Source organism: Komagataeibacter sp. FXV3 (genome assembly GCF_015155755.1).
GTDB lineage: Bacteria > Pseudomonadota > Alphaproteobacteria > Acetobacterales > Acetobacteraceae > Komagataeibacter.
The window spans coordinates 33781-60630 of record NZ_VWPI01000006.1 but is presented as its reverse complement, the minus strand read 5'-3'; the positions used below and the strand labels follow the sequence as shown (position 1 = coordinate 60630).

The following is a 26850-nucleotide window of genomic DNA, read 5'->3' as shown; positions in this document are numbered from 1 at the left end:
AAATGACAGCTACAGGTTCCGCGCCAGCACCGCCGCGTCAAAAAACAGAAAGGACAGATCCTCTTCTTGACCGCCCGCCCGACTATGCCTGAAATAGCAGCTGGCTGGGTCAATTCCTGATGAAAAACCCGGGTCAGTTCTCAGTGAAAATCAACACACGTTCGGCTCGACCCCCATTTCCAGTGAATTCGTCCATGTGCGCATCGGTGGCGATCTGGCCATTTTCAAAGGCATGATGAAGGCGCTTTTTGAAGCGGAAGCACGTGGCGAGCAGGTGCTGGACCGCGACTTCATTCATGAACACACCGCAGGCATTGAAGCCCTGCGTGATGATGTCATGGACTGTAGCTGGGAAGAGATTACCCGCATCTCGGGCATAACCGAGGAACAGATCCGCAAAATTGCGGATATCTACATGAAGTCCAATGCCACGATCATCTGTTACGGCATGGGCCTGACGCAGCATCAGGAAGGGTCGCGCCTGATCCAGCAGGTGGCCAACCTGCTTCTACTGCGCGGCAATTTCGGCAAGCCGGGTGCCGGTATCGCGCCGATCCGTGGCCATTCCAACGTGCAGGGCGACCGCACGGTGGGCATTGATGAAAAACCGACCGATGCCTATCTGGATCGCGTGCGGGATGTGTTCGGGTTTGAACCGCCGCGCGAACATGGGCACCACGTGCTCGAAGCGGTCGAGGCCATGGAAGCGGGTACCGCCAAGGTATTCTTTGGCATGGGGGGCAATTTCATCCGCGCCGTGCCCGATACGGACCGCTCCTATGCCGCCATGCGCAACCTCAACCTGACGGTTGGCGTGGCGACAAAGCTGAACCGGGGGCATCTGGTGCATGGCAAGGATGCGCTGCTCCTGCCGGTTGTGGCCCGCTCGGAAATCATCCGCACCCAGGCCGGTGAGCAGTTCGTGACCATTGAGGATGCGATGGCAAATGTTACGGCTTCACGCGGGGTGTTCGAACCCGTGAGCGAACATGTGCTGCCGGAGACCGAGATCGTCTGCCGCATGGCCATGGCAACACTGCCCGACTCCCGCACGCCATGGGCGGATTATATGGTCGACTACACGCTGATCCGGGACAGGATTGCCGACGTCTATCCTGAAATCTATGCGGATTTTTCCGAAAGGATCAAGAACCCGCATGGCTTTCACCTCGACATTCCGCCCCGGCGGCGCGTGTGGAAAACGCCCAATGGCAAGGCGAATTTCCTCGTTCTGCCGGGGCTGGAAGTCGATGTGCCGGTCAAGGACCCGGCCATGTTGCGCCTGGCCACCATTCGTTCACATGATCAGTATAATACGACCATCTACAGCAACAGCGACCGTTACCGCGGCGTGTACAACACCCGCCTTGTCGTGTTCATGAACAGGGACGACATGGCCGAACGCGGTCTGGCGAATGGTGATGTGATCGGGCTGGAAACCTATAGCGATGACGGGATCAGGCGCTATGTCGATGGGCTGAACGTGCTCGACTACCCCATGCCGCGCGGCGCCATCGCCGGATATTACCCGGAGTTGAACCCACTGCTGCCACTGGATTATTTTGACGAGATCAGCGGAACGCCCGCAGCCAAATCCATCCCGGTCAGGGTGGTGGAAAGTGTTGCATCCGCGCCGCCCATCCGGATCGCAGGCTGACAGGGCAGGCGGCCATGGATGACGATAACAACAGTTGCGCGGCCCGTCCCGCGCTACCCGTCGACAGGCTTGGCCGCCCGCTGCGTGACCTGCGCATTTCGGTCATGGATCGGTGCAACTTCCGGTGTCCCTACTGCATGCCGGAATCGACCTATCACGAAGGCTTCCGGTTTCTTGGCCCGAAGGAACGGCTGGATTTTGACGAGATCGAACGGGTTGCGCGCATGGCCGCCGAACTGGGGGTGACGAAAATACGGCTGACCGGCGGGGAACCCCTCTTGCGGCCCGGCCTGCCCGATCTGGTCCGCCGCCTGAGCACCCTGCCGGGCATTGAGGATGTGGCGCTGACAACCAATGGCGTGCTGTTGCCCCGTTTTGCGCCAGCACTCCGTCAGGCAGGACTGCGGCGCGTAACGGTCAGCCTCGACAGTCTTGATCCTGCTGTTTTTGCCCATATGAGCGGCGGCAGGGGAGGCCTGTCTGCCGTGCTGAAGGGCGTCGATGCTGCATGCGCCGCCGGATTTGAAGGCGGCGTCAAGATCAATACCGTGGTCCAGCGGGGTGTGAATGACGCGGGCGTGCCTGATATTCTGGCGCGCTTTCGCAATACCGGTGTAACGGTCCGGCTTATCGAATATATGGACGTGGGCAATCGCAACGGGTGGGACCATGCTGATGTTGTGCCCTCCAGCGAACTGCGCGCCCGCATCGCGGCACTCTGGCCCCTTGAGCCGCTACCGCCACGCTATCGCGGTGAGGTCGCCCGTCGTTATCGCTATGCGGATGGGGCAGGGGAGATCGGGTTCGTCTCATCCGTCAGCGCGCCATTTTGTGGAGCCTGCTCCCGTGCGCGCCTGTCTTCCGATGGAAAGCTCTATACCTGCCTTTTCGCAACAGCAGGCACGGATCTGCGCGCATTGCTGCGTGGGAGTGCCCGTGATGCCGAAGCTGATGAACGGCTACGCACAACCCTGTCACGGACCTGGCGCCAGCGGACAGATCGCTACAGCGAGGAACGGATGCACTCACGACCCGGCGCAGTACAGGCATCCGGGCGGGAAAAAATCGAAATGCATTATATTGGGGGATGACGTGGGCTTCATGTGCAGACCCCAATGTTTCCAAGGGCGCGAACCATGACGGCATTACTGTATGGACTGGTCCTGGCCGGTGGCGAAAGCCGTCGTATGAGACAGGATAAGGCGGCACTGTCTTATAATGGACGGCCACAGCTTGCCCGTGCCTTTGACCTCGTGGCGCGGTATGCAGAGCGCTGTTTTGTCTCGATACGTCCCGATCAGCAGCCTGATCCTCTCCGGGCATCCTATCCCTGCATTGTGGACAGGCAGGAGATAAAGGACATGCTCGGCGGCGGGCCAATGGTCGGCGTGCTGTCCGCTCATGTGGCCTATCCGGGAGTAGCCTGGCTCGTCGTTGCCTGCGACCTGCCATTGCTGGATGATACGACGCTTGCCGCCCTTGTGCATGAACGCAATGCGGATCTGGCTGCCACGGCCTATGTAAGCGAAAGCGACGGACTGCCTGAGCCGCTTTGCACGATATGGGAGCCCGCGACACTGGCTGCCCTGCACAATCAGGCGGCAAACCAGAAAATTCGGCTGCGCCGGATGCTCGGCGGTTCTGCGGTTCGTCGCCTTGAAGTAAAAAAAACAGGTGCGCTGGAAAACGTAAACGTACCTGATGAACGCGACCAGGTGTTGAAACGCCTGGGTTGCTTTGAACAGGAAGTATGATGCTCAATATAGAGTTGCAGTATTTCGCCCAGCTTCAGGATGAAGCCGGACGGGCACACGAAAGACGACAGACCCCGGCCCCCACGGCAGCCGCGCTGTATGATGAACTCCGTGACGCCTATGGCTTTGTGCTTGAACCGGCCCGCATGCGGGTTGCGATCAATTCGGCATTCGCGCCATGGGATCAGCCGCTATGCGAAGGCGATCATGTAGCCTTCATCCCGCCGGTGACGGGCGGATGAACGACTTCATCATGGCGGAGACGCCTGTGGACATCAGCGCGCTGCGCAAGGTGCTCCTTTTCCCTGAAGCGGGCGGGTTCTGCTCCTTTGAAGGGTGGGTCAGGCAGACGAACGAAGGTCGCGCCGTCTCCGGGATTGATTACAATGCTTTCGTTCCACTTGCCCTGACGGAAGGGCAGGCCATCCTGCAAGAGGCGAAACAGCGGTTTGCAATCTGCCGTGCGACTGCCATCCATCGGACCGGCTATCTGTCCATAGGCGAAACGGCAGTGTGGATTGGTGTCTCCGCGGCACATCGCGATGCGGCTTTCGACGCCTGTCGTTACATTATCGATGAAATCAAGCAGCGCGTTCCAATCTGGAAAAATGAACATTATGCGAGTGGAGAGACCGGATGGGTGCCGTGCCATACCCTCTGACCATTGAACAATGTCCCTCTCGATTCCTGAGGCTGCCGTGATGTCCGCTCTCTTTTACCCGTTGGACGTGCGTTCCCTGTCCCGGCCGGATGAAACATTCAGCCTGAACGTGGCAGAAGAAGTGCCGGTCAGTCTTCTGTTCAACGGAATTTTTCCGTATGGCACGATGATGATGACGCCTGCGGACCTGAAAGATTTCGCTTATGGGTATTGTATAACTGAACAGATCGTTGGTTCAGCTGCAGATATTCGTTCGGTGAACATTGTACAGGTGAAAGACGGCCTGACCCTTGATATTTTTATCAAGGGCAGGGCGCTGACGCAGCTCATGCGCCGTAATGTCCGCATGCAGACGGGCCATTCGAGTTGTGGCATATGCGGCAGCGAGACCGTGCCGGAACATGATGCGGTAGCGGCGGTGCCGTTGGAGGATGGGCCGAGCCTGTCCGTAACAGCAATACGCAACGCATTGCATGAACTGCGTAAGTGGCAGACGCTGAACGCGGCGACACGCATGGTGCACGCAGCCGCATGGGCAAACAATAACGGTAATATTCACATGATCCGGGAAGATGTAGGGCGACATAATGCGCTCGATAAACTGATCGGTGTGCGTGCCTGCCATCCTGAAGTTTTTCACGAAGGTTTCTGCCTGCTGACAAGCCGGTATTCATTTGAGATGGCGCTCAAGACCGTGCGGGCAGGTATCGCCGTTGTGGTCGCAATTTCTGCCCCGACCTATCGTGCGTTCCGGACGGCCGAAACAATGAACCAGACCCTGATCGCCATTGCGCGGCAGGACGAGCAGACGCTGTTTTGCGGCGGAAGTCGTCTTACCTGATCATATCCTACATCCTGAACAAATAAAAGATTCCCGTTATTCTGATCGTTCCGGAATATGGAGAAAAATATCACATAAATAGGGAAATGATCGCGCCATATGGCTGGCGGTCAGTAAGTATTCGTGGAGTATGACATGTTTCTCAAGCAGCTGTACTATCTTCGGGAGATAGACAAATTCAAGAGCTTTTCGAAGGCGGCGGCTGCATGCAACGTATCGCAGCCATCCCTCTCGCGTGCCATACGTGTCATGGAGGAAGAGCTCGGCGTTGTTATTGTTGACCGGAAGAGAAAAGTTTTTGGTCTGACACCTGAAGGTACCCAGATACTCAAATGGGGACATGAAATCCTGCACGGTGTTGCAGAGATCCAGAATGTTGTCTCCCTATCCCACCAAAAACTGGCAGGTGCGATCAGAATAGGCGTCATTCCAACGGCCGTTCACATCATCCCTCTCCTGATGGATGCGGTAAAGGAGCGTATCGGGGACTTCGTATGTGACGTTCTGGTTCTTTCCAACGCAGAAATCATTGAAAAGCTGAATATAAAGCAGCTGGACATTGGCATCATGTATTGCGAGGAGTGCCCCAGAGCACCAGCCTTCGCCATGCACGAACTTTATAAGGAAAACCAGGTCCTTGCCGGAGCGGCGGATTACGATTTTCCGCCAGGCGATGAAGTCAGTTGGGAGACGGCCGGACAGTTTCCGCTTGCTTTACTTAACCGAAGCATGCGCTGCAGGCAGTTTATCGATGTGGGGTTCCAGACCGCGGGGGTCAAGCCGGCTGTCCGGCTTGAAACCACCTCGCTGGAACTGATCCATGCTGCGATCATGAAGGGAACGCATGCGACAATATTGCCAATTTCCTCGTTTCCGCTAAGGGTGCCCCCTCGGGGCAGATTGCAGATACGGCGTCTTTCCGGGTTTTCCGCGGGTTCGATTGGTCTGGTGAGATTGTATGAATCCCCGTTGCCCTCTTTTGTGGGGGAGGTCTGGAAGATCATCGTAAAGATAGATTTTGAAGGACAACTGGATGATCTCTGTCGCCAGCAGCGATAATGAATAAAAAACCTTACATAAAGAATATATATTAAAAATAAACGCATAAATACGGTTTATGTTTTTCACCATTTAGAACATATATGGAGCATTCGATGCATGACTGCCCGATCGTTACGCGTATAGGTAGAGACGATATCCGGAGACAGGTTGTAACTATTGTTTTGTCGTATATAAATAACAATAAGATTGCGGCAGATGATATTGATCCATTGATCAGATCTGTCTACGCTGCGCTCAGCGGTGAACGACCCGGGAAATCGGGAAAGGGTCTCAAGAAGAAACCAGCCGTCCCTGTAAGCAAATCAGTGTTTCCTGAATATATCATCTGTCTGGAAGACGGTACAAAGCGTAAAATGCTTAAACGCTATCTCCATACTGTTTACGGTATGACGGTAGATGAATATCGTGAACGATGGGACTTGCCCCGGCACTATCCCATGGTTGCGCCAAATTACGCGATACGACGATCAGCTATCGCACGCGTGGCGGGTTTTGGGCGCGTAGTTCAAAGTCGCGCCGGCGACGATATAGACAAGGGTGTCTAACTTCTTTCGGGCATTCGACGGGCTGTCATATTCTGGATACACTTATCGTTTTAGATATATATGTGTATATAGGCATAAATAAAAATATACATAGACGAATATATTCGGTGAAAGGGACACACCATTCGGTGTGTCCCGATATGATATCTAGAATAATTGTCTACTTCTGCTTGTACAACAGGCGGGCACGCAATGTGCCCCTGAGTGCGCGCAGGCGGTCAAGGAGACGGTTGTCTTTTTCGACATCGTGGCCGGTATCGGCTTCCACCACCACATAGCCCAGTTCGCCCGCTGTCTGCAGGTACTGCGCGGTGATGTTGCAGGACTCACTGGAGAAGATCTCATTGACCTGTGACATGATGCCTGGCACGTTTTTATGCACATGCATGAAGCGCGTGCCGCGCGGGTTCTCGGGCAACTGCACGATAGGGAAGTTCACCGCGCCCAGCGTGGAGCCGACGTCGGAGTATTCCACCAGCTTGCGCGCCACTTCCACGCCAATGCGCTCCTGCGCTTCCGCTGTGGAGGCTCCGATATGGGGCGTGAGGATCACATTATCCAGGCCACGCATGGGCGTTTCCAGAGATTCACCGGCCTGCTTTGGCTCCTTGGGGAACACGTCGATCGCGGCACCCAGCAGGTGGCCGTCCTTCAGGGCGGCGGCCAGCGCGTCGAGGTCCACCACGTTGCCACGGGCGTTGTTGATCAGGAACGACCCCTTTTTCATCGCGCGGATCTGGGCTTCGCCAATCATGCCCGCCGTTTCCGGGGTCTGGGGCACGTGCAGGCTGACAACGTCGCTCTGCGCCAGCAAGGTTTCCAGCGTGTCGACCGGCGTTGCGTTGCCATGCACCAGCTTGTCGATCACGTCGTAATAGAACACGCGCATGCCGAAGGCTTCGGCCAGTACGGAAAGCTGCGACCCGATGGAGCCATACCCCACGATACCCAGCGTCTTGCCGCGCACTTCCCAGCTGTTGGTGGCGGATTTCTTCCAGATCCCGGCATTGCATTCTTCCGACTTGGGGAAGATGCGGCGCATCAGCATCACGATCTCACCCATAACCAGTTCTGCCACCGAGCGGGTGTTGCTGTACGGCGCATTGAACACCGGGATACCGGCCTCACGCGCGGCATCCAGGTCCACCTGATTGGTGCCGATGCAAAAGCAGCCGATGGCGATCAGGCGATCGGCCTTCTCGATCACTTCGCGCGTCAGCTGCGTGCGCGAACGGATGCCCACGATATGTACGCCTTCAAGCGCCTTCTGCAGGGCTTCGCCTTCCAGCGCCGTTTTCAGGAATGTGATGTTTTCGTAGCCGTTGACCTGTAGGAGTCTGACGGCGCTTTCATGAACTCCTTCAAGCAGGAGGATACGGATCTTGTCCTTGGGAAAGGAAAGGTGCCGATTGGATTGGCTGGTCATATCGCATGCTTTCGCTTCGGTAGGGAAGGGCTGGGGCAGGCCGCGCGAATACCCGACACGGTCCAGTTGCTGGAATGCGGCGTAACGCCAGGGAACGGACACTGTCCGGCGCAGGGCGGAGTTTAAGGGATTTGCCTGCCTTCCGTCCGGATCGGTCTTATCGTCCATGTATGAATAAACGTCTGCCCCCAAAACATCCCGACGCTGTCTGTTGTATTTTGATATGCTGTCTATATCGTCATGTAATTAGGTGTCTAATACTATCTGTTTATCTTAATATGCGTTTTGGTTATGACGATATCTGTGTTCCTTTGCTCCCGGTTATGCTGTAAGGTCATCAAATCAGGATTATTTGTCAGGTTTTTCGCCAGAACGCTTTCTCCATGTCTTTCGAAAGCGATACAAGGAGGTTCCATACATTGGTCACACCTCAATCCGTTGATGCCAGGCTGACCCGGGCGGCTGTATTCCTCGTCCTTACCCTGAACGAAGGCGATCGCACCGTTCTTGGCAAACAGGTTCGTGATTTGCTTGGTGATATGTCTTCGTTATTGCGTGGCGTCGGTTTTCGCATACCCGATGGACGCCTGACCTGTGTGACCGGGATCGGGTCGTCAGCCTGGGACGTGATCTTCGGTATGCCCCGTCCACGGGATCTGCATCCGTTCAGGGAAATCCATGGCGTTCATCATGCGCCAACAACATCTGGTGACTTCCTGTTTCACATTCGGGCTACACGAATGGATCTGTGTTTTGAACTTGCCGCGACAATTGTTTCACGCCTTGAAGGTGCAGCAACGGTTGTCGATGAGGTCCACGGGTTCAAATCTTTTGACGAGCGTGATTTGCTTGGTTTTGTGGATGGGACCGAGAACCCGTCAGGTCAGGCGGCCATCAACTCTACGATCATTGGCGAGGAAGATCCGGAATTCGCTGGCGGCAGTTATGTCATTATTCAGAAATACCTACACGACCTGAAAAAATGGAACGCCCTCCCGACCGAAACGCAGGAAGACGTTATTGGTCGCAAGAAGCTTTCCGACATTGAACAGGCAGATGCCGCCAAGAAAAGTTATGCCCACAACGTTCTGACGACGATTGAAGAAAATGGCGAGCAACTTCAGATCGTCCGCGACAATATGCCGTTTGGCCAGGTGGGGAAGGGCGAATTCGGTACATATTTCATCGGATATGCCCGTTCCCCCGCGCGGATGGAACAGATGCTACGAAACATGTTCGTTGGACAGCCGCCGGGGAATTACGACCGTATTCTGGATGTCAGCACGGCAGTCACCGGCGCGCTGTTTTTTATCCCGACAGCTGACTTTCTGGATGGCGCGCCGGACATGGGGCCGCCTGCTTCTTCGGCTGATGCCGCCTTCCATGCAGAGGTATCTCCAGCGCCCGCAATCGTAGCAGCAGCCGATGGCACGTCCCTGCGTATCGGTTCACTCAAAGAGGACTCATGATATGAATAATCTCCATCGTCATCTTGCCCCAATTTCCAGTGCGGCGTGGAGGCAGATTGAAGAGGAAGCTTCACGCACCATACGGCGCCATCTGGCAGGTCGACGCATTGTTGATATGCCTGAGCCAAAGGGACTGTCGCTGGCGGGTATCGGAACTGGGCGCGGCAGCGAGATCGCATCGCCGGATAATGGTATGCATGTTATAAAGCGAGAAGTCCTGCCGCTCATCGAACTGCGTGTTCCCTTTACGCTTTCACGCGACGAAATTGACGCCGTGGAGCGCGGTTCCCTGGACTCCGACTGGCAACCGGTCAAGGACGCCGCAAAGAAAATCGCTTTTGCTGAAGACCGGGCCATTTTCGATGGTTATGATGCCGCCGGGATCCCAGGCATTCGGGCAGCCACGTCCAATATTCACCTGAAACTCCCGTCCGTCGTAAAGGATTACCCGCGCGTCATTGCCCAGGCGCTGACCGAACTGCGTCTGGCCGGTGTTAATGGTCCGTATTCGATTGTTCTGGGCGCGCAGGCCTATCAGGCAATCAGCAGTGGCGATGATGATGGCTATCCTGTTCGTAAACACATCGAGGCCATGATTGACGGCAAACTCATCTGGGCGCCTGCTATTGAAGGGGCATTTGTCGTTACCATGCGTGGTGGTGATCTTGTACTGGATATCGGACAGGATTTTTCGATCGGTTATCTGGCTCACACGGCCGATACTGTCGAACTGTATCTGGAAGAAAGTTTCGTCTTCCGTGTACTGACGACCGAAGCGACGGTCGCCATTGATACATATGGTCAGTCTACAAGATCCTGATACGCAGAAAAGTCGCTATTCTTCGGCGTTGGTCCATGACCGATAATATAAATCATGGAATATCTTGTCGATTAGGTTTCTTTTTATAGCATAAAAGGTTTGAGTTATGTCTGATGATCGCGTTCCGCATGCGGCAAGTTCACTGCGAGACCTTGGACGAAAAGCCTTGCATTCGCCAAAACTTCTTACGCGTGAAGAAGTTATCCGCCTTGCCGAGCACGTGCTCAAAGGCGACGAGCATGCAAACGAACTGGAACGAGAAATAGCCAAAAAGGCAACGCACAATCCCGAAGGCGTTGAAGTCGATCAGTTGGAGCTTCTTGGGAAAAAGATACTCAAAGACAAATAATAGTATCTTATTGTGCGGATCTCGTTGCGGCGTCCTTTGTTTTGTCGTTAGACGAGTATCAACAAACGGGCATTGCTGTTCAGAAACGGAGAAAACATTATGATCCCTTTATTTCTCGATAAAACGACGAACCCACCAGCACCTCAGGAAGATGGTTGGTATGTTCTCAGTGGTTCCAGGATTCTTGACGGTGGCCCATTCACAAGCGAGGGGGAGGCATTGCTCTGGATCGATGATCGGCAGCCAGATCCTGATGCGGGTGGACAGTCACCGTTCTGAACACGCTTAGGTCATTGTTCCAGTGACATTGGTTCTGTAATACACTCAGGCGCTAAGGTAGTAGGAGCGCCTGATTGTCATCGTATAGATAATATGATTTATTCCCGGAATCATGAATTATATTGTAGGAAATAATTTAAGTTATAATATTCTATACTGAATGATTCGGTTTCGTATTTCCTGTATATATTACGGTTTCTTTCGTAATAGCCAAAGCGTTATTAGGTAAGGGACGTTGCAATCGCAGCGCTTCGGCCAGAGGCGCATTTATCCACAGGTCCAGTTCTTCCGGCCGGGTCAGGATGACCGGCATGGCTTTCGGATGAATGGCACCGACCTCCCGATTGGCAGCGGTGGTCAGGAAGCCAAACAGGTCATCCGTCGTCTCGCCATCGGCCAGTTTCCGCACTGACGTCCACTGGCACCAGATCCCGGCGAAGAAAGCCAGCGGTTCCCCATCACTCCGGGCAAACCAGACGGGCCTGCTGGTGCCATCCGGCAGGCGCTCCGGTTCAGAAAAAGACGTGAGCGGCACCAGACAGCGATGCGCGACACCTTCCCAGCGCTTCCACCAGGTTGAAGTCGGATTGCGGATATTGGTTACACCCCGATCGACCCTATGGCCTTTCAGGTAGCCCGGCGGGGTCGGCATGCCCCATCGCGCCATGACCAGTTCGCGGCCATCCGGCGCGTTCCGCACGATGGGCGCCATGGTGTTGGGCCAGATCTCAGGCAGGGGGCAGAGATTGCCGGTGCGGTCGGTCATGACCCTGGCTGCCTCCCGGATCGCCTGCTGGTTGCCGGTCATCGCATAGAGGTTGCACATCACGCCATCCTTTCGCGCGTCCGAATATGGGTGTCCTGCCGGACGGTATCCACCCTGAACAAAGGGGATGGCCGGACTGTTTCTGATAAATCCCTGTAATTCAGACAGTTTTCATCAAGCTTGGACCGTGTGGCAGGCCTGTGCCTGCGTCCGGATCACAGCTGCTTTTCCAGAATGGGTTGACATTCGTCACCGCACCAGAACAAATAATGAACACAATCACTGATTCCGTGCCAGAAACACCCGAATGGACTGTCCGACCCCATGCCCGCACCCCAACCCCATCCTGCGCTGGAGACGCTGAGAGCTCAGGTCAGCCGCCTTGAAGACCAGGGCCGACGCAGACGAGGGGTGCTTCCCTTCGGCGTGCCCGAGATTGACAGTCGCCTGCCAGATGGCGGCCTGGCGCTGGGCGCGCTGCATGAGGTGGCCGGCGGCGGCCATGACGCCCTGAATGCTGCAGCATCCGGCCTGTTTTCTGCCGGGATCGCTGCCCGGACACGAGGAAAGGTGCTGTGGATCGCCACCCGCCAGGACCTGTATGCCCCCGCATTGCAGCAGGTTGGCCTGTCGGCGCGACGGACCATTTACGTCGCGGCCAGTTCGGACGTCGATGTCCTGGCCTGTTTCGAGGAAGCACTGCGCCATCAGGGTCTGGGCGCGGTCGTGGCCGAGGTGGCCCGCCTGTCCATGACAGCGTCACGCCGCCTGCAGCTGGCGGCCGAGACATCCGGCGCACTGGGCATCGCCATACGACGCTGGCGGCGACAGACGGATGCCGCGGATTTCGGCCAGCCCACGGCCTCGGTCACCCGGTGGCGGGTATCCGTCCTGCCATCCGTGCCGCTGCCGGTCCCCGGCGTCGGCCGGTCCCGCTGGCTGCTCGAACTGATCCGTGCCCGCGCGGGCGAATGCGCCGATTTCGAAGTGGAGGCCTGTGATGCCAAAGGGAGACTGGCACCGTGTCGTCTCACTCTACCTGCCGCTCTGGCCGACAGACCGGATCAGAAAGCGGCTGGGGACCGACGCGCCCGCGCCTGACTGCCCACTGGCACTCGTCGGGCGGGAAGGGCGGCGACGGGTCATCCTGTCGGTCGATCTCGCCGCCCGCAGGCTGGGTCTGCGTCCCGGCAGGGCTGGAGCGGCTGGCGCTGTGGTTCCAGCACCGCATCGCCCCCATCGTGGCTCCCGATCCGCCAGATGGCATCGTGCTGGATACGACCGGTGCCGATCACCTGCATGGGGGTGAGGCCGCCATGCTGGAAAACATGGTCACGCGCCTGAAGGAGTCCGGGATTACGGCCCGGGCCGCGATCGCCGATACATGGGGTGCGGCCCATGCGCTGGCGCGCTATGGCCGGGGACGCATTACCCTCGTGCCGCCCGGTGAGACGGCGGCAACGATCACTGATCTGTCCATCGAAGCCCTGCGCCTGCCGGTGGACATCATCGATGGCCTCCATGGGCTGGGCGTGTCACGTATTGGCCCGCTGGCCGGCATGCCGCGCGCGCCGCTGGCCCTGCGCTTCGGCCCGGATGTCACCCGCAGGCTGGACCAGGCTTTCGGGCGGCAGGCGGAAGCCATTGTCCCGGTCCGGCTGCAAGCGCCAGTGCAGGTCAGCCGGAACTTTGCCGAACCGATCAGTGCCGCCGAGACCATAGCCCGCTACATCACCAAACTCGTCCCGCCCCTATGCGCCGGGCTGGAGGAACGCGAGCAGGGCGTGCGCCGCCTTGACCTGCTGCTGCACCGGGTGGACAGCCGCACCGAGGCCGTCCGTGTGGCTACGGCCATGCCGGTGCGGGACGTCAGACGCCTGACCCGTCTGCTCTGTGACAGGATCGAGACCATCGATCCGGGCTTCGGGATCGAGCGCATGGTGCTGACGGCTTCGCTGGCCGAGCCGATCCTGCACCGCCAGGGTGTATCCGCCCTGATCGAGGAGGAAGAGGCCGACGTCTCCGACCTGATCGATACCCTGGCCAACTGGACTTGTGACGGTTTTGTGCCGGTATGTGATCTCTTTTACGCGGCTTTGGCCTCGAAAGCGAGTGGGCTGATACTCCCGAGATAGGAGTGGCGCCGTCGCGGATTATAGAAGCCGTTGATGTATTGAAAGATGGCGGCTATTGCCTGTAATGCGCCCTTTTCCGGTGAGATCGAAGTTGATGAAAGCTATTTCGGCGGACATCGCAAAGGCAAACGGGACAGAGGTGCTACCGGAAAATGCGTTTTTCAGGGTCACAAGAGCATTGTCTCAAGGGTTTGTTGGCCGCAGGTTATGCGCTCAACGCGGTCAGCCTGTGTTCTGATCCTGTCCTTGTATATCCCCCAGGGCAGGGATTGTTCATATTGGGAAAGGGCGGTACGCCGCCTACCCGTGGGGGCGGACGGCGCGCGGATCCATGATCCTTACACGCCCACCATACCCTGTCGCGGGATCAACCGACGCGAATGTCGTGCCACTGCCCGTTGTTCCTGCTGGATTGCAGGGCGGCTTCGATAAAGCGCATGCCCCGCAACCCGGCGCTGAAGCGCGGGAGCAGGGGGGCAGGCTGGTTGGTTAGAAGATTGGCGGCGTCATCATACAGCCGTGCAAAGGCGCTGACGTACCCCTCGGGGTGGCCACGGGGCACAAAAACGGGTTCGGACACATCCGTGCTTCCCCGTTCAAGGATCTGCGTGGCCTTTCCCAATGGGGTAAAGGAAAGCTGGTCGGGATATTCCTGCTGCCAGCCAAGGGCGGCTTTTTCCCCATATATACGGATGCACAGGGCATTGCCGCACCCGGCGGCCACCTGACTGACCCACATTCCGCCCGTGGCATTATCGGCAAAACGCAGCAGTAGCTGGGCACTGTCCGGCACGGCAGCATTTTCATCTATCCGGGTCAGCAGGGCGGAAACCTGCCGGCATTCCAGCCCGCTTGTAAATTCCGCCAGATGGAGTGCATGCGTTCCGATATCCCCTAGGCATCCGCCAGCGCCGCCAAGGCGTATATCCTGTCGCCATCCCAGGTTTCCCGATGATGGCAGCGCCATCCAGTCCTGCGGATATTCCACCTGTATCATGCGGATCCGGCCCAGCGCACCTGATGCCACCAAATGGCGTGCATGGCGGACCATGGCATAACCGCTATAGGTATAGGTGACGATGAACCGGGCATCGGGATCGGGAATGTCGCGGGCAAATGCTTCCGCTTCGGCCGGATCGGCAGATAACGGCTTGTCGCATATGACGGTTATGCCGTGGTCCATGAACGCGCGGGCGACGGGTAGGTGCAGGTAATTGGGGGTCACGATGCTGACGACCTGTATGCCATCAGGGCGTGCAGCTTCCCGTGCCGCCATGTCACGCCAGTCGGCATAGCTGCGATCAGGCGGCAACCCCAGCATGGTTCCGGCCGTCACGGCGCGTTGCGGATCGGACGACAATGCGCCCGCGGCCAGCATGAAACGACCAGTCATGCGTTGTGCCATACGGTGTACATCGCCCATGAAGCCGCCGGGCGCGCCGCCCACCATGCCCAGCCGGATAGGGTGCAGTCGTGTCATTTCAACCCCAGCATATGCCTGTAATACGATCTGTCCCGTGGGGACGAGGCGGCAAAATCATCGAACGCCTGTCCACTTGCATCAATCATGTGACTGTTGATGAAGGCAGCGCCTTCACGCGCGCCCTGTTCGGCGCTTTTGAGAAAGCATTCCCATTCCAACACGGCCCAGCCCGCGTATCCATATTGCGTCAGACGCGAGAAGATGCCCTTGAAATTGATCTGCCCATCCCCCGGTGAACGGAAACGCCCCGCCCGGTCAGACCAGCCTGCGTAACCGCCATAAACCCCCTGCCGCCCCGATGGCAGGAATTCCGCGTCTTTGACGTGGAAGGCCCGGATGCGGCTGTGATAGATGTCGATGAAGGCCAGATAATCCATCTGCTGCAATAGCTGATGACTGGGATCATACAAGATGGCGCAACGGGGATGTTGTCCCGTCGCATCCAGGAAACGTTCGAAACTGGTCCCGTCATGCAGATCTTCACCGGGGTGCAGTTCGTAGCATACATCCGTTCCCGCAAGGTCGAACGCATTGAGGACGGGTGCCCAGCGTCGGGCCAGTTCATCAAACGCCGCGCTGACCAGTTCCGGGGCACGCGGTGGCCATGGGTAAAGATATGGCCATGCCAGAGCCCCCGAAAACGTAGCATGCGCCGTAAGGCCCAGATTGCATGACGCGCGCGCCGCCAGCACAAGCTGCTGCGTTGCCCATTGCGGCCATGCATCGGGGCGGTCTTTCAGTTCCGGCGGGCAGAAATCCGAGAATGCCATCCGGTAGGCTGGATGCACGGCCATCAACTGGCCCTGTATGTGTGTTGACAGTTCAGAAATCTTCATGCCGTAGGCGGCCAGCATGCCCGATACCTCATCACAGTATGTCCGGCTGTCCGCCGCAAGTTCAAGGTTGAAGAAGGAAGGAATGTGCGTGGGAATCTGTATGCCCCTGTACCCCAGCGCGGACGCCCAGCGTGCCATGCCTGCAAGGGTGTTGAAGGGGGGGGCAGGACCAATGAACTGGGCTGCGAAAATGCCCGGACCCAATATTGTTTCCATGGTTATTTACCTTGACTGGCTGAGATGGCGTACAATCCTGCGGTAACGACCCGTCAGCTTGTACGCGGCAATTCGGTATCAGGCTGATTCACGGCGCACCAGATGGGTGGGCATCGTGATCAGCTGCGGTTTCAGGTCAAAGCGTCCTGAACAGGCATCGATCAGCAGTCGCGTTCCGGCTTTGCCAATTTCAACCGTAGGTTGCGATATTGTTGTCAGGCTGGGGGAGGTATAGGCGGAATAGGCAAGGTCGTCATAACCGATGACGGCGACATCTTCGGGCACACGCAGCCCGGCATCCTTGATCCGGCGGATGAAGCCCAGCGCCACTGCGTCACTTACGCCGATGACGGCGGTGGGTTTGTCGGGCAGGTCAAGGAATGTTTCCGCCGCGCGTGTCCCCGATGAAAAATCATAGCTGCCCCCCTCAATGCGGACATGGCCATCCAGCAGGCCGCTTTCTTCCAGCCGCCGGCAGAAGCCCTGGTAACGTGGCCTGTCATGTTCAGATATGTCCAGCGGACCTGCGATATAGGCCAGTTTTACATGTCCCTGCCTGATCAGGTAATCCGCGGCCTGGTAAAGGCCGGCTGCCTCATCGGCGATAAGGCTCGGAATGTTCAGCTGTGTCTGGTCAGTCAGAAGACTGATGAGCGGAAGATGCGCCATTTCCGCCGCCAGGCCACCTGACTGGATAATCTCGGCGGTGCCGGAGATGCTGATGATCCCGTCCGCCAGACCACTCAGCGGGCGCCGATTGGTCGGTGCCATGCCTGATGGATCGGTTTCACGGATGAAGACACTGTAGCCCATCCGTCCTGCCTCGAAGAAAATACCGTGCAGCACATCAATGACAACGGGCGATATCGGCAGCCCCGGTTGGGAAGGGGCCGCGACAAGTAATGTATTGGTCCGCCCGGTACGCAGGCTGCGGGCAAGGTGATTGGCGGTATAGCCCATGCGCCGCGCCGTCTGCGCTACCAGTTTGTGCGTTTCGGGATTGACGCGGTTGGGATTAGAGATGGCGCGGCTGACGGTAGATGGATTTAGCCCCAGTTCCCGCGCGATATCGGCAATCCGGACACGACCGGACCTGGCCGCTCCGACATCATCTTCCGTATTGCCCATAACCTGCGTACGTCCACTGTTGCTGTTTTGCCAATGATATATCCCGCCGAGGTCATTGAACAGAGGCGCGGAGTTGCCATTCATGTCAGGATAGCCTTCACGGTTCAGGAAAAATCGGGCCAAGGACCGCTTCGGGTCAACAGTGGTTGCAGGGAGCCGGAACAGGCATTTCAGGTTTACAGGACTGTTATCCGGATAATCATTTCATTGAGTTTGTTATATATTTCTATGTATACTTGGCAAACGAATGCCATGTGAATACAAACATATAACGATTCCGAAATGTGTGACAAACACCAAAAACGTTCTGGTTGGATAGGAAAAATATATAACAGACAGTAAAATCATATAAATCATAGGTTTATTTAAATAGAAACCGTAAAATCGGCATATCGTTACGAAAAAGAAATTGACGGAAGGAGGGGAGTCTTGATACGGCAATCGTATGCCGTGAAACGTAATGGCTCCAGATTCCTCTACAAAACGTGCCTTGATACATTTTTATCAATAAATCGTGAATGTCGTCTTCTGATGGAAAACGGTTTCTGACGAAGGATTTGCAGAAATGGCCCTGAAGGTTTCTACCTTAACATTTCGATCCGTGCTCCTGAGTTTCTGCAGTACATTCTACTTCCTGCATGACGCGCACGGAAACCCGGTTGCTGCTGCCACGACGGGGATTACGGATACAGCCGGTCATAGTGCCCCCCGCCATCCCCCGACGCGACAGGCTGCAAGCAGGACGGCATCGCCTGCAGCAAACGCGCCTCCCGCGCCGCATGAAGACATTCATGTCACCTCCGGACGGAATGCCGATGACGGCGGCGGGGGGATGATGCGGCTACAAACCGCGCCGCACGGGGTGCAGACGGTCGGGCGGCAGTATATTGAAATGCGCTCGCCGCAGGCTGCGGTCGTGGACCTGATCCGCAATGTGCCGAGCATGAACGTCGCGACCAACAATACATCCGGCATTACGGGCGGGGTGACCGGTGCTGCCGAAATCCGCAGCCTGACGGACGCTGACCAGACGACAACAATCAATGGTGGTCCGGCAACCGGCATCAACTACATCAACCAGGATATTGACGCCGAGGATATCGAGGCGATCAACATCACGCCCGGCAGTGCAAGCACCGACCTACCCGCCACGTCATCGGCGGCTGGCGTCATGTCCCTTGTCACGCACAACGCATCGAAGAAGGCGGGCGGCATGGTCGATTTCTCCTATGGAACAAATAACATGTCCCGTGAGTATATCCGCCTGGAATCCGGCAATATCGGTCATACCAACCTGCGTTCCTATGTATCGTTTTCCCATACGCATGCACGGTCATGGATGGGTGCGGGAATCAACGAACGCAAGAACGTGGATTTCGGCATACAGGACAATTTCAAGAATGGATCGTATTTCAAATTCTTCCTGTCATGGGACCACACGGCCGCCGTGGTCGACAACTATGCCACCGCACAGGAGTTCCTAGACTACAAACATACTGGCAACGGATTTGGCTGGAAGAACTATTACGACAAATCCAATAATAATTATTGGGGCAACAATATGAGTTATTGGAATGAAGTTACGATTTCATCTCCAATCCATATTGAACTGCCTGCACGTTTCGCATTTGACCTGACACCCTATTTCAATACCGGCTTCGGCCCCGAAGGCTATAGCGGTGGCACCACCGCCAGTGGCGAGTATTTCACCAGCAACGGTTCCCCGGTGGCGGCAGGGCAGGCCGTGACGGCGTATTACCAGCAGCAGATGTTCATCCAGACCGGCGCCGTGGCACAGTTGAGCTATCGCCCCGACCGGCATAACCGTGTCAGCCTTGGCTACTGGTATGAAAACGACGACCAGATTTTCAAGGAACCCAATAACCTGACGCAGTCGAATGGCGCGATGCCGAACGTGGACAATACCGCCACGCAGCTGTTCTATGGCAACGGCGAACGGGCCACTGCCCGCACGCGCGCGGGCTATGAACTGCATGCCATTTTCCTGCAGGATCAGGCAAAATACCTGCATGATCATCTGACGGTGGAAGCGGGCCTGAAATATGTCATGACCAATTACTGGTATATGTCGGACGCCAATTCGGCCACCGGGACAAGCCATGACCGTCTGGGCATGAATACCGGCATACCGCTGCCGCATTTTGCCGTAGGTTACCAGATCGATCCGCACAACCAGGTCTATATCAATGCGGAAGGCGATTTCCGCCAGCCGTCGCCCGCCAACCTTGCGGTCAATCCCCGCACCGAATCTCTGCCACGTAACCAGTATGCCATCAAGGAGGAGCTGGGCTACCGTTTCCACAATGACCTGGTCATGGTTGACCTGGCCCTATTTAACTACAACATCACCAACCGGCTTCTGACCACCTATGTCGCGGCAGGGCAGTCCGCTACCATCAATGCGGGTAACCAGACCGCGCGTGGCCTGGATCTTATGGTATCGACAAAGCCGTTCCATGGTTTCAGCCCGTATGCTTCGGTCGAATACCTGCATGCGACGATGGACTCAAATATTCCTCTGGATGGATCCTATATTCCCACCAAGGGACATGAAGCGGTCATGTCACCCAAGGTCATGGCCAATTTCGGGCTGACATACAATTACCGGGGCTTCTTCGCCAATGCCAGCCTGCATTATGCCGGCTCCCAGTCGGTGACGCTGGCGGGTGATGAACGGATGCCAGGTTATGTATCCGATACCCTGTCGCTGGGGTACCGCGCCCGTCCGATCGGATTTGCGAAATCACCAACATTCCGCCTCAACTTTACCAACCTGACCGGCTCCATCGTCCGTACCGCGCCGACCGGCGTCACGACCAATGCGCAGCAGGTCCGACTGATGAACGGGCAGATGTCCAACGCGGATGAAGTGTCCCCCAATACCTTCTTTGTCGAGCCGCGCTTTTCCATGACCGGCACGGTTTCCACGTCATTCTGAACAAAGTTGCCGTAATTGACGAAAGTAAAACCCTGATGTCTGCTGATTTTGGTGCCGACCTTGTTACATTCTACAATCCCGCATTCTGGGGCGTGCCGGATTCCCAGGGAATCGCCACACTGGCCGGACAGGATCCGCGTCATTTCTGGACCCGCATACTTGATACCCTGCACAAAGCGGGCATCCGGGGGATAGAGCTTACATTTCCACCATTCAACTGGTCGGGCCTCATTGAAGCCTTCGGTACGACACAGGACGTACGTGACGAACTGGGGCGCAGAGGGCTGGAGATATGGTCCGCCTTTTTTGCCGACATCGAAGCGGCCCCGCCGGTTGCAGAGCGGGGGACGCAATGGGACAACATGATCCGCTCCGCCACGGATGCGGCCCGTTTCTTGTCACAGACAGGGGGGCGGATCTTGGTGGCCGGACTGCCGCTGCGCCAGACTTTCCTGCACAAGCCGCTATGTTTTGTCGATCTTCATGCGGCCCTGCCGGTGGCGGACCTGCTGAATCATATTGGCGCGGCGACTGCGGAACATGGCATTGCCCTGGCGCTGCATACCGAAGCGCATACGATGTTCTGCCAGTCACGTGACATTGCACTGTTCATGCTGCTGACTGATCCACGTTATGTCGGGCTATGTCCCGACAGTGCGCATATCACGCTGGAAGGCTCCGACCCCATCGAGGTACTGCGCGCCCACCGTGACCGTATCGTGACCGCGCACTGGAAAGACGCCCTTGGCCCTATGCCGCGTGAAACCCCGATTGATGCGCATATCCATGAACGCCACCGGGACTATTTCTGTGAAATGGGCCATGGCGTGGTTGATTTTGCGCAATGGGCGGACGTGCTGGAGCGTGCGCCATTGCTGAGTGGCCCCATACTCGAACTGGATGCCTGCAAGGATCCTGCCGCTGCCCTTGTCCATGCCCGAAAGACATGCGCCCGTATGCTGGCGCGCCAGTAACGGCACCCCGATCCGGTTGTGGATTATTACGAGATATGGAGATTGAGATGAGTCCAGACACGCATGATGTCATTGTGGTCGGTTCTGGCGCGGCGGGCAGTTTTGCAGCAAAGGAACTGACGGAACAGGGACTGCGTGTCCTCCTGCTAGAAGCGGGCCGGTCGATACCGCAGCAGGAACTGTCGGATATCGCGCGCAAGCGCCCCACGCGTGATGCGCAACTGATGCCGCGCATCCGTGCGACACTGTCGGGCCAGCACCTGCAGTCGCGTGTGGCTTTTTTCAATGAACAGATGAAACGCCTGTTCGTGAATGACTGGTCGCATGGGTATACCGCGCCAAAGGACGCCCCGTATCTGTGGATACGGGGTCGTCAGGTCGGCGGGCGGCTGCATGTATTCGGCAGGGTACTGTTCCGGTGGTCGGATTATGATTTCAAGGGTGCAAGCCACCAGACAGGCGGGGTGAACTGGCCTATTTCCTATGCCGATCTGGTGCCTTATTATGAACAGGTCGAACGCTTCCTTGGCATTCACGGAAATATGGATGCGGTGGAGACCGCGCCTGACGGCGTGATGGCCGAACCGGCGGTCCTGACCCCTACGGAGAAATATTTCTGCCAGACGGTTGAGGAAAAATGGCCCGAACGCCATGTCGTGGCCTGGCGCTTTACGCCCCATGACGGTGCGGCCGTGCCCCCGGCCCTGAAGGCTGCGCTGGAGACAGGACGGCTGACCCTGCAATCCGATGCGATCGTGCAGGAAATCACGACGGACCCTGAGACGGGCAGGGCGACCGGCGTGCGCTATATCAACCGCGAGACACGGCAGGCGGCGCATATCCCAGCCCGTGCCGTGGTCATGTGCGCATCACCGGTGGAGACGCTGCGCATCATGCTCAACTCCCGCAGTGCGCGACATCCCGACGGAATTGGTAACAGCACGGGACAACTGGGCCATTATTACATGGACCAGTGCGCATCGCTCATGTTCGGGGCATTTCCCCGCGCCAATGCCACGGGGCAAGCGACCGAACTGCCCGACCACCCGTTTTATGGCAAGACCGGCGGGTTCTATATCCCGCGTTACAGACATACGGACCCCGGCAATCCGCATCCCTACGCGCATGGATATTCGTTCCAGGGATCGATTGATCGCTATGGTGGCCCGTCATCGGCGCAGTCCACGCTGATTTCCATCATGGGATTTGGGGAAATGCTGCCCCATTATGACAACCGCGTCAGTCTGGACCCGAAGCGGACGGACCGCTGGAAAATGCCCCTGCCGCATATCCGCTGCGCTGTGCAGGCGCCCGAACGCGCGACCTTGGAAAGCCAGATCAGGGACTGCGCCCGGATGATCGAGGCAAGCGGCGGTACCGTCCACTTCTGGGCATCGCCGCTGGGGCTGGAGGAGCGCGGGCCGGGACTATACCCGAATCGTAATTTTCTGGCCCGGATGCTGATCCGGCATATGTTCCCCAAAAGCATGGTCATGGGGGCCGCCATTCATGAAAGCGGGGGCGCGCGTATCGGCACGGACCCGAAGGTATCGGTGCTCAACCCGTATAACCAGTGCTGGGACGCGCCTAATGTGGTCGTGACCGACGCCAGCAGCTTTCCCAGTGGAGGGACACTTGGTACGACACTGACCGTCATGGCCATGACAGTACGGGCATGCGTCCATCTGGCGCAGGAATATAAGGCCGGCCGGCTATAACAAGGATAATCCCCATGAAGGCCTTGGCAACACCGCCCTGCGATGACACGCCACCCGTCAGCGACATGGTTCCGGTGACATTGCGTGAAAAGATTGCATATGGTTGTGGTGACCTGTCATCCAATCTGATGTGGGGAATGACGGCATCCTATCTGCTGTATTATTACACGGACATCTACCGGCTGCCGTTGGCGGATGTCGGGTGGATCCTGCTGGTTGCGCGGATATTTGATTCCATATGTGATCCACTGGCAGGTTACCTGATCGACCGCAGGGGCGGCGGGATCATAAGTATTTTCATTGGCAAGCTGAGTGTGCCGTTTGGCATTTCGGCCTTCATGTGTTTCCTGCCGCTGCCATTTTCCGACACAGGCAAAGTCATTTGGGCCTGCCTGTCCTATATCATTTTCGGCGCGGTCTATTCGGGTATCAATACGTCATACGGTACGTTGGGTAATCTCATGACCACCCGGGCCGATGAACGGATCGGCCTGAATGCGTTCCGCATGATGGGGTGTTACGCGGGCCAGTTCATCATTGCGCTGCTGACCATTCCCGCCATCAATTTTCTGGGCGGGGGAAGTGACCCCACCCAGCAGCGCACGGGCATCACGATCTATGTCCTGCTGCTGGCAATACTGGGCAGCCTGTTGTGGCGGATGGTCTATCGTGGCTGCATTATCCGCAATCCCCTGCCGGGGCGCCGGACATCATTGCCGGAACTGCTGTCCGGGCTGATGCGCAACGGACTGTGGCATATCAGTAATGCCGTTGTTTTCCTGCAATTCCTGTGTATTGCCGCAACCAGTGGTTTTGCAGTCTATTATGCCCGCATCGTACTGCATGGATCGGCCACGCTGGGGGGCATGCTGCTAACGCTTGCCACCGTTTGCTGGTTCATCGGGGCGTTGCTGACGCCGGTGGCATGCCGGTGGCGCGGTTACCAGCATGCTTTCGTAGGGGCCGTGATTGTGCAGGCCACTTGCGAAATCTGTATCGGCAACAGCGTAGGGGGAACGTGGGGGATCATCTTTACGTTCGCGTTGTTCAGTATCGTGACGGGCCTTGCCTCACCACTATATTATGTCCTGCTGGCGGATGCGATTGAACATGGCCATATCCGGCATGGAAAAAGCATGGCGGGCATGGCCTACGCACTGAATACGCTGGTCAGCAAGGTTTCCATGGCCATTGGGGGCTTCATTCTGGTCTGGTTCCTCAGGATGGGACATTACACACCGACCGGAAATGCCGATAATCCCGATATCGCGTTCTGGATCCGTATGGGGTTTGTCTGGCTGCCGGCCGTAGCGCTGGTGGGGCAGGGGATTATCCTGTACGGGCTGCTGCATAAAACTCGTGACAGAAGCCTTGCCTGAAACGCGCCATCGGGCCAAGCCTGATGGCTGGCGCGGCGCCGTGCATTTCGTTTCTTTGTAAAAATCAGTGTGAGAATCGGTAATTGTTGCGAATCCGGATCATGTGTTGCTTTCTATAAAAACCCTCAGCATACTGAGTAATTGAAAAGGGAGGGGTCTGATGACAGAATTCGATACCTTGTTGCGTGGCGGTCGAGTGATCGATCCCATGACGGGATATGACGGCATTGCCGATATCGGGGTCAGGGACGGACGCATTATCGCCATCGCACCCCACATCGACCCGGCCGCGACAGCGCGTGATGTAACCGACGTGTCCGGCCAGATCGTCATTGCGGGCATGATCGACACCCACGCCCATATCTACCAGCATGTGACGGGTCGCTTCGGGCTGGAGGCGGATCTGGTTGGCGTGCGTTCTGGTGTGACCACGCTGGTGGACCAGGGAGGCCCCAGTTGCATGACCATTGGCGGGTTCCGGCATTTCATTGCCGAACCGTCGGACAGCCGGGTGCTGTGCTTTCTGTCCGCCTATCTGGTGGGCGGGCTGGAAGGGCACCTGTACCCGGAACTTTATGGTCCCGGACAGACAAATATCGAACATACGGTCCGCGCTGCGCGGGAAAACAGGGATCTGGTGCGCGGCATCAAGGCGCATGCCGAAATTGGTGGCGTTTCCCGCTGGGGGCTGGAAGTGATCCGCATCGGCAAGGAGATCGCGCGGGAGGCCGGTGTTCCGCTGTATATTCATCTGGGTCAGCTATGGCCCATGCCGGATGATGCACCCGATATCGAGCCGGATGAAATCGTGCGTGAACTTGTGCCGATTATGGAGGAAGGCGACGTGCTGGCCCATCCCTTCACCCGGCATCCGGGTGGCTTCATCTCCACCGAAACGGGACAGGTCCATCCGGTGGTCTGGGCCGCGCTGGAACGCGGGGTGACGGTCGATGTCGGGCATGGATCGCATTTTTCCTTCGAAATGGCACGGACCGTTATTGATGCCGGTATCCATCCCTATACGCTGGGGGCGGACATGCATGGCTATAATGTCCGCCTGCCCAAGGGCGGCAGCGATGACGTGCGGGAAAGCAATCCTTTTTTTGGCGTTGCCCCCTTCAACCTGACCAACGCTATGTCGAAGCTGCTGGCGCTGGGGGTTGGAATGGAGGAGGTCATTGCAACCGTCACCTCAAACCCCGCGCGCATGCTGCGTATGGAAGATGAGATCGGGTCCCTTCAGGTGGACAGGGAGGCGGATATTTCCGTCCTCGACCTGCACGAAGGCCAGTTCTCCATGACGGATAACAGCAGGTTCACCATGCAGACGGAACGGATGTTCATGCCCGCGTTCTGCCTGCGGGCGGGCAAGCGCTTCGAGGCCGACAGTCCCCTGATCCCGCCGCTGTCATGATGGTGCGGGCTGATACGGACCCCGCTGCCGCGCCCATGCGTGACTGGGGCATGCTGAGTGCGCGCGAACGCAATGCGGCCTATGACAATGCCGGCGCGGTGCCAGGCAGCCGAGCCTACATGGCAGCGTTGCGCGTGGCTTCGGCACAGGTCATGCAACCCATACCCGATCAGGCCTATGGCGCGGGGGAGCGTAACCGCTGGTCGCTCTATCCCGGCACGCGACCGGATATGCCATGCCTGATATTCATCCATGGCGGTTACTGGCAAATGAACCGGCACGAGGATTTCGCGGCCCTTGTCACGGGCGTGCAGGCGCTGGGCTGGTCCGTGGCCATGCCTGGTCATACGCTGGCGCCACAGGCCTCCCTGTCCCGGATTGTGGCTGAAGTCGATGCGGCCATTGACTGGCTGTCCCGTTATGGCGGGGCGATGGGCATATCGGGACCGTTTCTTGTCGCGGGGTGGTCGGCTGGCGCCACGCTGTCGGCACTGGCGCTGGATCATCCGTCCATCGCGGCGGGGCTTGCGATTTCAGGCATATTTGAACTGGGTCCCCTGCGCGACACATGGCTCAATGACGCGCTGCGTCTTACGGATGATGAGATCATGGACCTGTCCCCCCTGCGGCGTGCCATTTCACCCAAGCCGCTGGGGATCGTGTATGGTACGAGGGAACTGTCCGCGCTGAGCGGGGACAGCCGCGCCTTCCATGATTACCGTACGGCCAGCCATGCGCCGGGCATGCTGCTGCCTGTGCCGGGGGCGGACCATTTCAGCATTCTTGATGGCCTGCGCCAACCTGATGGCGTGCTGGTTCACGCCGCCACGCTCCTCATGTCCATGGTGGACGGGCAGGATAACGCCCATGATCAGGATACTCCGTAAAAAAAAACCACAGGATCTGATTGACAGAAAACGTTTCGATTTGTTTTCATTCCGCCTGGATGTAATTTGGGATCCCAAACTGGATATCACGT

General features: G+C 57.4%; 22 protein-coding genes and 4 pseudogenes. 20 read left to right on the top strand and 6 right to left on the bottom strand.

What is annotated here, in order from left to right; all coding sequences use genetic code 11:
- Nucleotides 1–157: 157 nt before the first annotated feature.
- From F1542_RS00755 to F1542_RS00720, 8 genes and pseudogenes are all read left to right on the top strand, one after another.
- Nucleotides 158–1657, top strand: a pseudogene (locus tag F1542_RS00755) (molybdopterin dinucleotide binding domain-containing protein); the annotation flags it as partial.
- A gap of 14 nt (nucleotides 1658–1671) precedes the next feature.
- Complete coding sequence (moaA, locus tag F1542_RS00750) at nucleotides 1672–2748, top strand: GTP 3',8-cyclase MoaA (protein WP_193731320.1); 1077 nt, start codon at nucleotides 1672–1674, stop codon at nucleotides 2746–2748.
- Nucleotides 2749–2793: 45 nt separating this feature from the next.
- Nucleotides 2794–3411, top strand: a complete 618-nt coding sequence (locus F1542_RS00745) for an NTP transferase domain-containing protein (protein ID WP_193731319.1) — start codon at nucleotides 2794–2796, stop codon at nucleotides 3409–3411.
- Nucleotides 3408–3653 carry a MoaD/ThiS family protein gene (locus F1542_RS00740; RefSeq protein WP_227672330.1) on the top strand — a complete coding sequence of 82 codons (246 nt, stop codon included), beginning with the start codon at nucleotides 3408–3410 and terminating at the stop codon, nucleotides 3651–3653. Before F1542_RS00745 ends, F1542_RS00740 begins: the two co-directional genes overlap by 4 nt.
- Complete coding sequence (locus F1542_RS00735) at nucleotides 3650–4072, top strand: molybdenum cofactor biosynthesis protein MoaE (RefSeq protein WP_193731318.1); 423 nt, start codon at nucleotides 3650–3652, stop codon at nucleotides 4070–4072. The genes F1542_RS00740 and F1542_RS00735 overlap by 4 nt, the downstream gene beginning before the upstream one ends.
- Before the next feature lie 40 nt (nucleotides 4073–4112).
- Nucleotides 4113–4913: a formate dehydrogenase accessory sulfurtransferase FdhD gene (fdhD, locus tag F1542_RS00730; RefSeq protein ID WP_193731317.1), complete on the top strand. Its 801-nt coding sequence runs from the start codon at nucleotides 4113–4115 to the stop codon at nucleotides 4911–4913.
- Between the two features lie 135 nt (nucleotides 4914–5048).
- Nucleotides 5049–5972 carry a LysR family transcriptional regulator gene (locus F1542_RS00725; RefSeq protein WP_193731316.1) on the top strand — a complete coding sequence of 308 codons (924 nt, stop codon included), beginning with the start codon at nucleotides 5049–5051 and terminating at the stop codon, nucleotides 5970–5972.
- Between the two features lie 83 nt (nucleotides 5973–6055).
- Complete coding sequence (locus tag F1542_RS00720) at nucleotides 6056–6520, top strand: MucR family transcriptional regulator (protein WP_346011734.1); 465 nt, start codon at nucleotides 6056–6058, stop codon at nucleotides 6518–6520.
- Between the two features lie 160 nt (nucleotides 6521–6680).
- Here F1542_RS00720 and serA read toward each other — a convergent pair whose 3' ends face one another.
- On the bottom strand, nucleotides 6681–7946 hold the full coding sequence (gene serA / locus F1542_RS00715) for a phosphoglycerate dehydrogenase (RefSeq protein WP_193731327.1): 1266 nt from the start codon (nucleotides 7944–7946) through the stop codon (nucleotides 6681–6683).
- 383 nt (nucleotides 7947–8329) lie between these two features.
- Here serA and F1542_RS00710 point away from each other — a divergent pair, with 383 nt between their 5' ends.
- The 3 genes from F1542_RS00710 (at nucleotide 8330) to F1542_RS00700 (ending at nucleotide 10584) form a co-directional block, all read left to right on the top strand.
- Entirely contained in the window at nucleotides 8330–9415 is a 1086-nt protein-coding gene (locus F1542_RS00710; RefSeq protein ID WP_408886212.1) for a Dyp-type peroxidase, read from the top strand.
- Between the two features lies 1 nt (nucleotide 9416).
- A complete protein-coding gene (locus F1542_RS00705) occupies nucleotides 9417–10235 on the top strand; it encodes a family 1 encapsulin nanocompartment shell protein (RefSeq protein WP_193731313.1) in 819 nt (272 codons plus the stop codon).
- Nucleotides 10236–10341: 106 nt separating this feature from the next.
- Entirely contained in the window at nucleotides 10342–10584 is a 243-nt protein-coding gene (locus tag F1542_RS00700; protein ID WP_193731312.1) for a hypothetical protein, read from the top strand.
- A gap of 430 nt (nucleotides 10585–11014) precedes the next feature.
- On the opposite strand, the gene F1542_RS00695 is transcribed toward F1542_RS00700, so the two are convergent.
- Complete coding sequence (locus F1542_RS00695; RefSeq protein WP_193731311.1) at nucleotides 11015–11689, bottom strand: SOS response-associated peptidase; 675 nt, start codon at nucleotides 11687–11689, stop codon at nucleotides 11015–11017.
- 264 nt (nucleotides 11690–11953) lie between these two features.
- Here F1542_RS00695 and F1542_RS00690 point away from each other — a divergent pair, with 264 nt between their 5' ends.
- Nucleotides 11954–12730: an ImuA family protein gene (locus tag F1542_RS00690; RefSeq protein ID WP_193731310.1), complete on the top strand. Its 777-nt coding sequence runs from the start codon at nucleotides 11954–11956 to the stop codon at nucleotides 12728–12730.
- Between the two features lie 43 nt (nucleotides 12731–12773).
- Nucleotides 12774–13677: pseudogene (locus F1542_RS00685) on the top strand (Y-family DNA polymerase); the annotation flags it as partial.
- A gap of 38 nt (nucleotides 13678–13715) precedes the next feature.
- On the opposite strand, the pseudogene F1542_RS17420 reads toward F1542_RS00685, so the two are convergent.
- Nucleotides 13716–13826, bottom strand: a pseudogene (locus tag F1542_RS17420) (IS3 family transposase); the annotation flags it as partial.
- Between the two features lie 10 nt (nucleotides 13827–13836).
- Here F1542_RS17420 and F1542_RS00680 point away from each other — a divergent pair.
- Nucleotides 13837–13918 (top strand): annotated as a pseudogene (locus F1542_RS00680) (IS1595 family transposase); the annotation flags it as partial.
- Between the two features lie 213 nt (nucleotides 13919–14131).
- On the opposite strand, the gene F1542_RS00675 reads toward F1542_RS00680, so the two are convergent.
- From F1542_RS00675 to F1542_RS00665, 3 genes are all read right to left on the bottom strand, one after another.
- A complete protein-coding gene (locus F1542_RS00675) occupies nucleotides 14132–15244 on the bottom strand; it encodes a Gfo/Idh/MocA family protein (RefSeq protein ID WP_193731309.1) in 1113 nt (370 codons plus the stop codon).
- Nucleotides 15241–16299 (bottom strand): sugar phosphate isomerase/epimerase, encoded by a 1059-nt coding sequence (locus F1542_RS00670; protein WP_193731308.1) that lies wholly within the window; start codon nucleotides 16297–16299, stop codon nucleotides 15241–15243. The genes F1542_RS00675 and F1542_RS00670 overlap by 4 nt, the downstream gene beginning before the upstream one ends.
- A 78-nt stretch (nucleotides 16300–16377) precedes the next feature.
- Complete coding sequence (locus F1542_RS00665) at nucleotides 16378–17427, bottom strand: LacI family DNA-binding transcriptional regulator (protein ID WP_193731307.1); 1050 nt, start codon at nucleotides 17425–17427, stop codon at nucleotides 16378–16380.
- Nucleotides 17428–18259: 832 nt separating this feature from the next.
- Between F1542_RS00665 and F1542_RS00660 the strand changes: the two genes are divergently transcribed.
- The 6 genes from F1542_RS00660 to F1542_RS00635 all read left to right on the top strand — a co-directional run bounded on the left by F1542_RS00660 (nucleotide 18260) and on the right by F1542_RS00635 (nucleotide 26758).
- Nucleotides 18260–20386, top strand: coding sequence for a TonB-dependent receptor (locus F1542_RS00660; RefSeq protein ID WP_227672329.1), 2127 nt, complete (start codon nucleotides 18260–18262; stop codon nucleotides 20384–20386).
- 35 nt (nucleotides 20387–20421) lie between these two features.
- Nucleotides 20422–21360, top strand: coding sequence for a sugar phosphate isomerase/epimerase (locus F1542_RS00655; RefSeq protein WP_193731305.1), 939 nt, complete (start codon nucleotides 20422–20424; stop codon nucleotides 21358–21360).
- Nucleotides 21361–21407: 47 nt separating this feature from the next.
- Nucleotides 21408–23078 (top strand): GMC oxidoreductase, encoded by a 1671-nt coding sequence (locus F1542_RS17390; RefSeq protein ID WP_193731304.1) that lies wholly within the window; start codon nucleotides 21408–21410, stop codon nucleotides 23076–23078.
- A 14-nt stretch (nucleotides 23079–23092) separates the two neighbouring features.
- A complete protein-coding gene (locus F1542_RS00645) occupies nucleotides 23093–24457 on the top strand; it encodes an MFS transporter (RefSeq protein ID WP_193731303.1) in 1365 nt (454 codons plus the stop codon).
- A gap of 160 nt (nucleotides 24458–24617) precedes the next feature.
- Entirely contained in the window at nucleotides 24618–25871 is a 1254-nt protein-coding gene (locus tag F1542_RS00640) for an amidohydrolase/deacetylase family metallohydrolase (protein WP_193731302.1), read from the top strand.
- Complete coding sequence (locus tag F1542_RS00635; RefSeq protein WP_227672328.1) at nucleotides 25868–26758, top strand: alpha/beta hydrolase; 891 nt, start codon at nucleotides 25868–25870, stop codon at nucleotides 26756–26758. The genes F1542_RS00640 and F1542_RS00635 overlap by 4 nt, the downstream gene beginning before the upstream one ends.
- Nucleotides 26759–26850 lie beyond the last annotated feature (92 nt).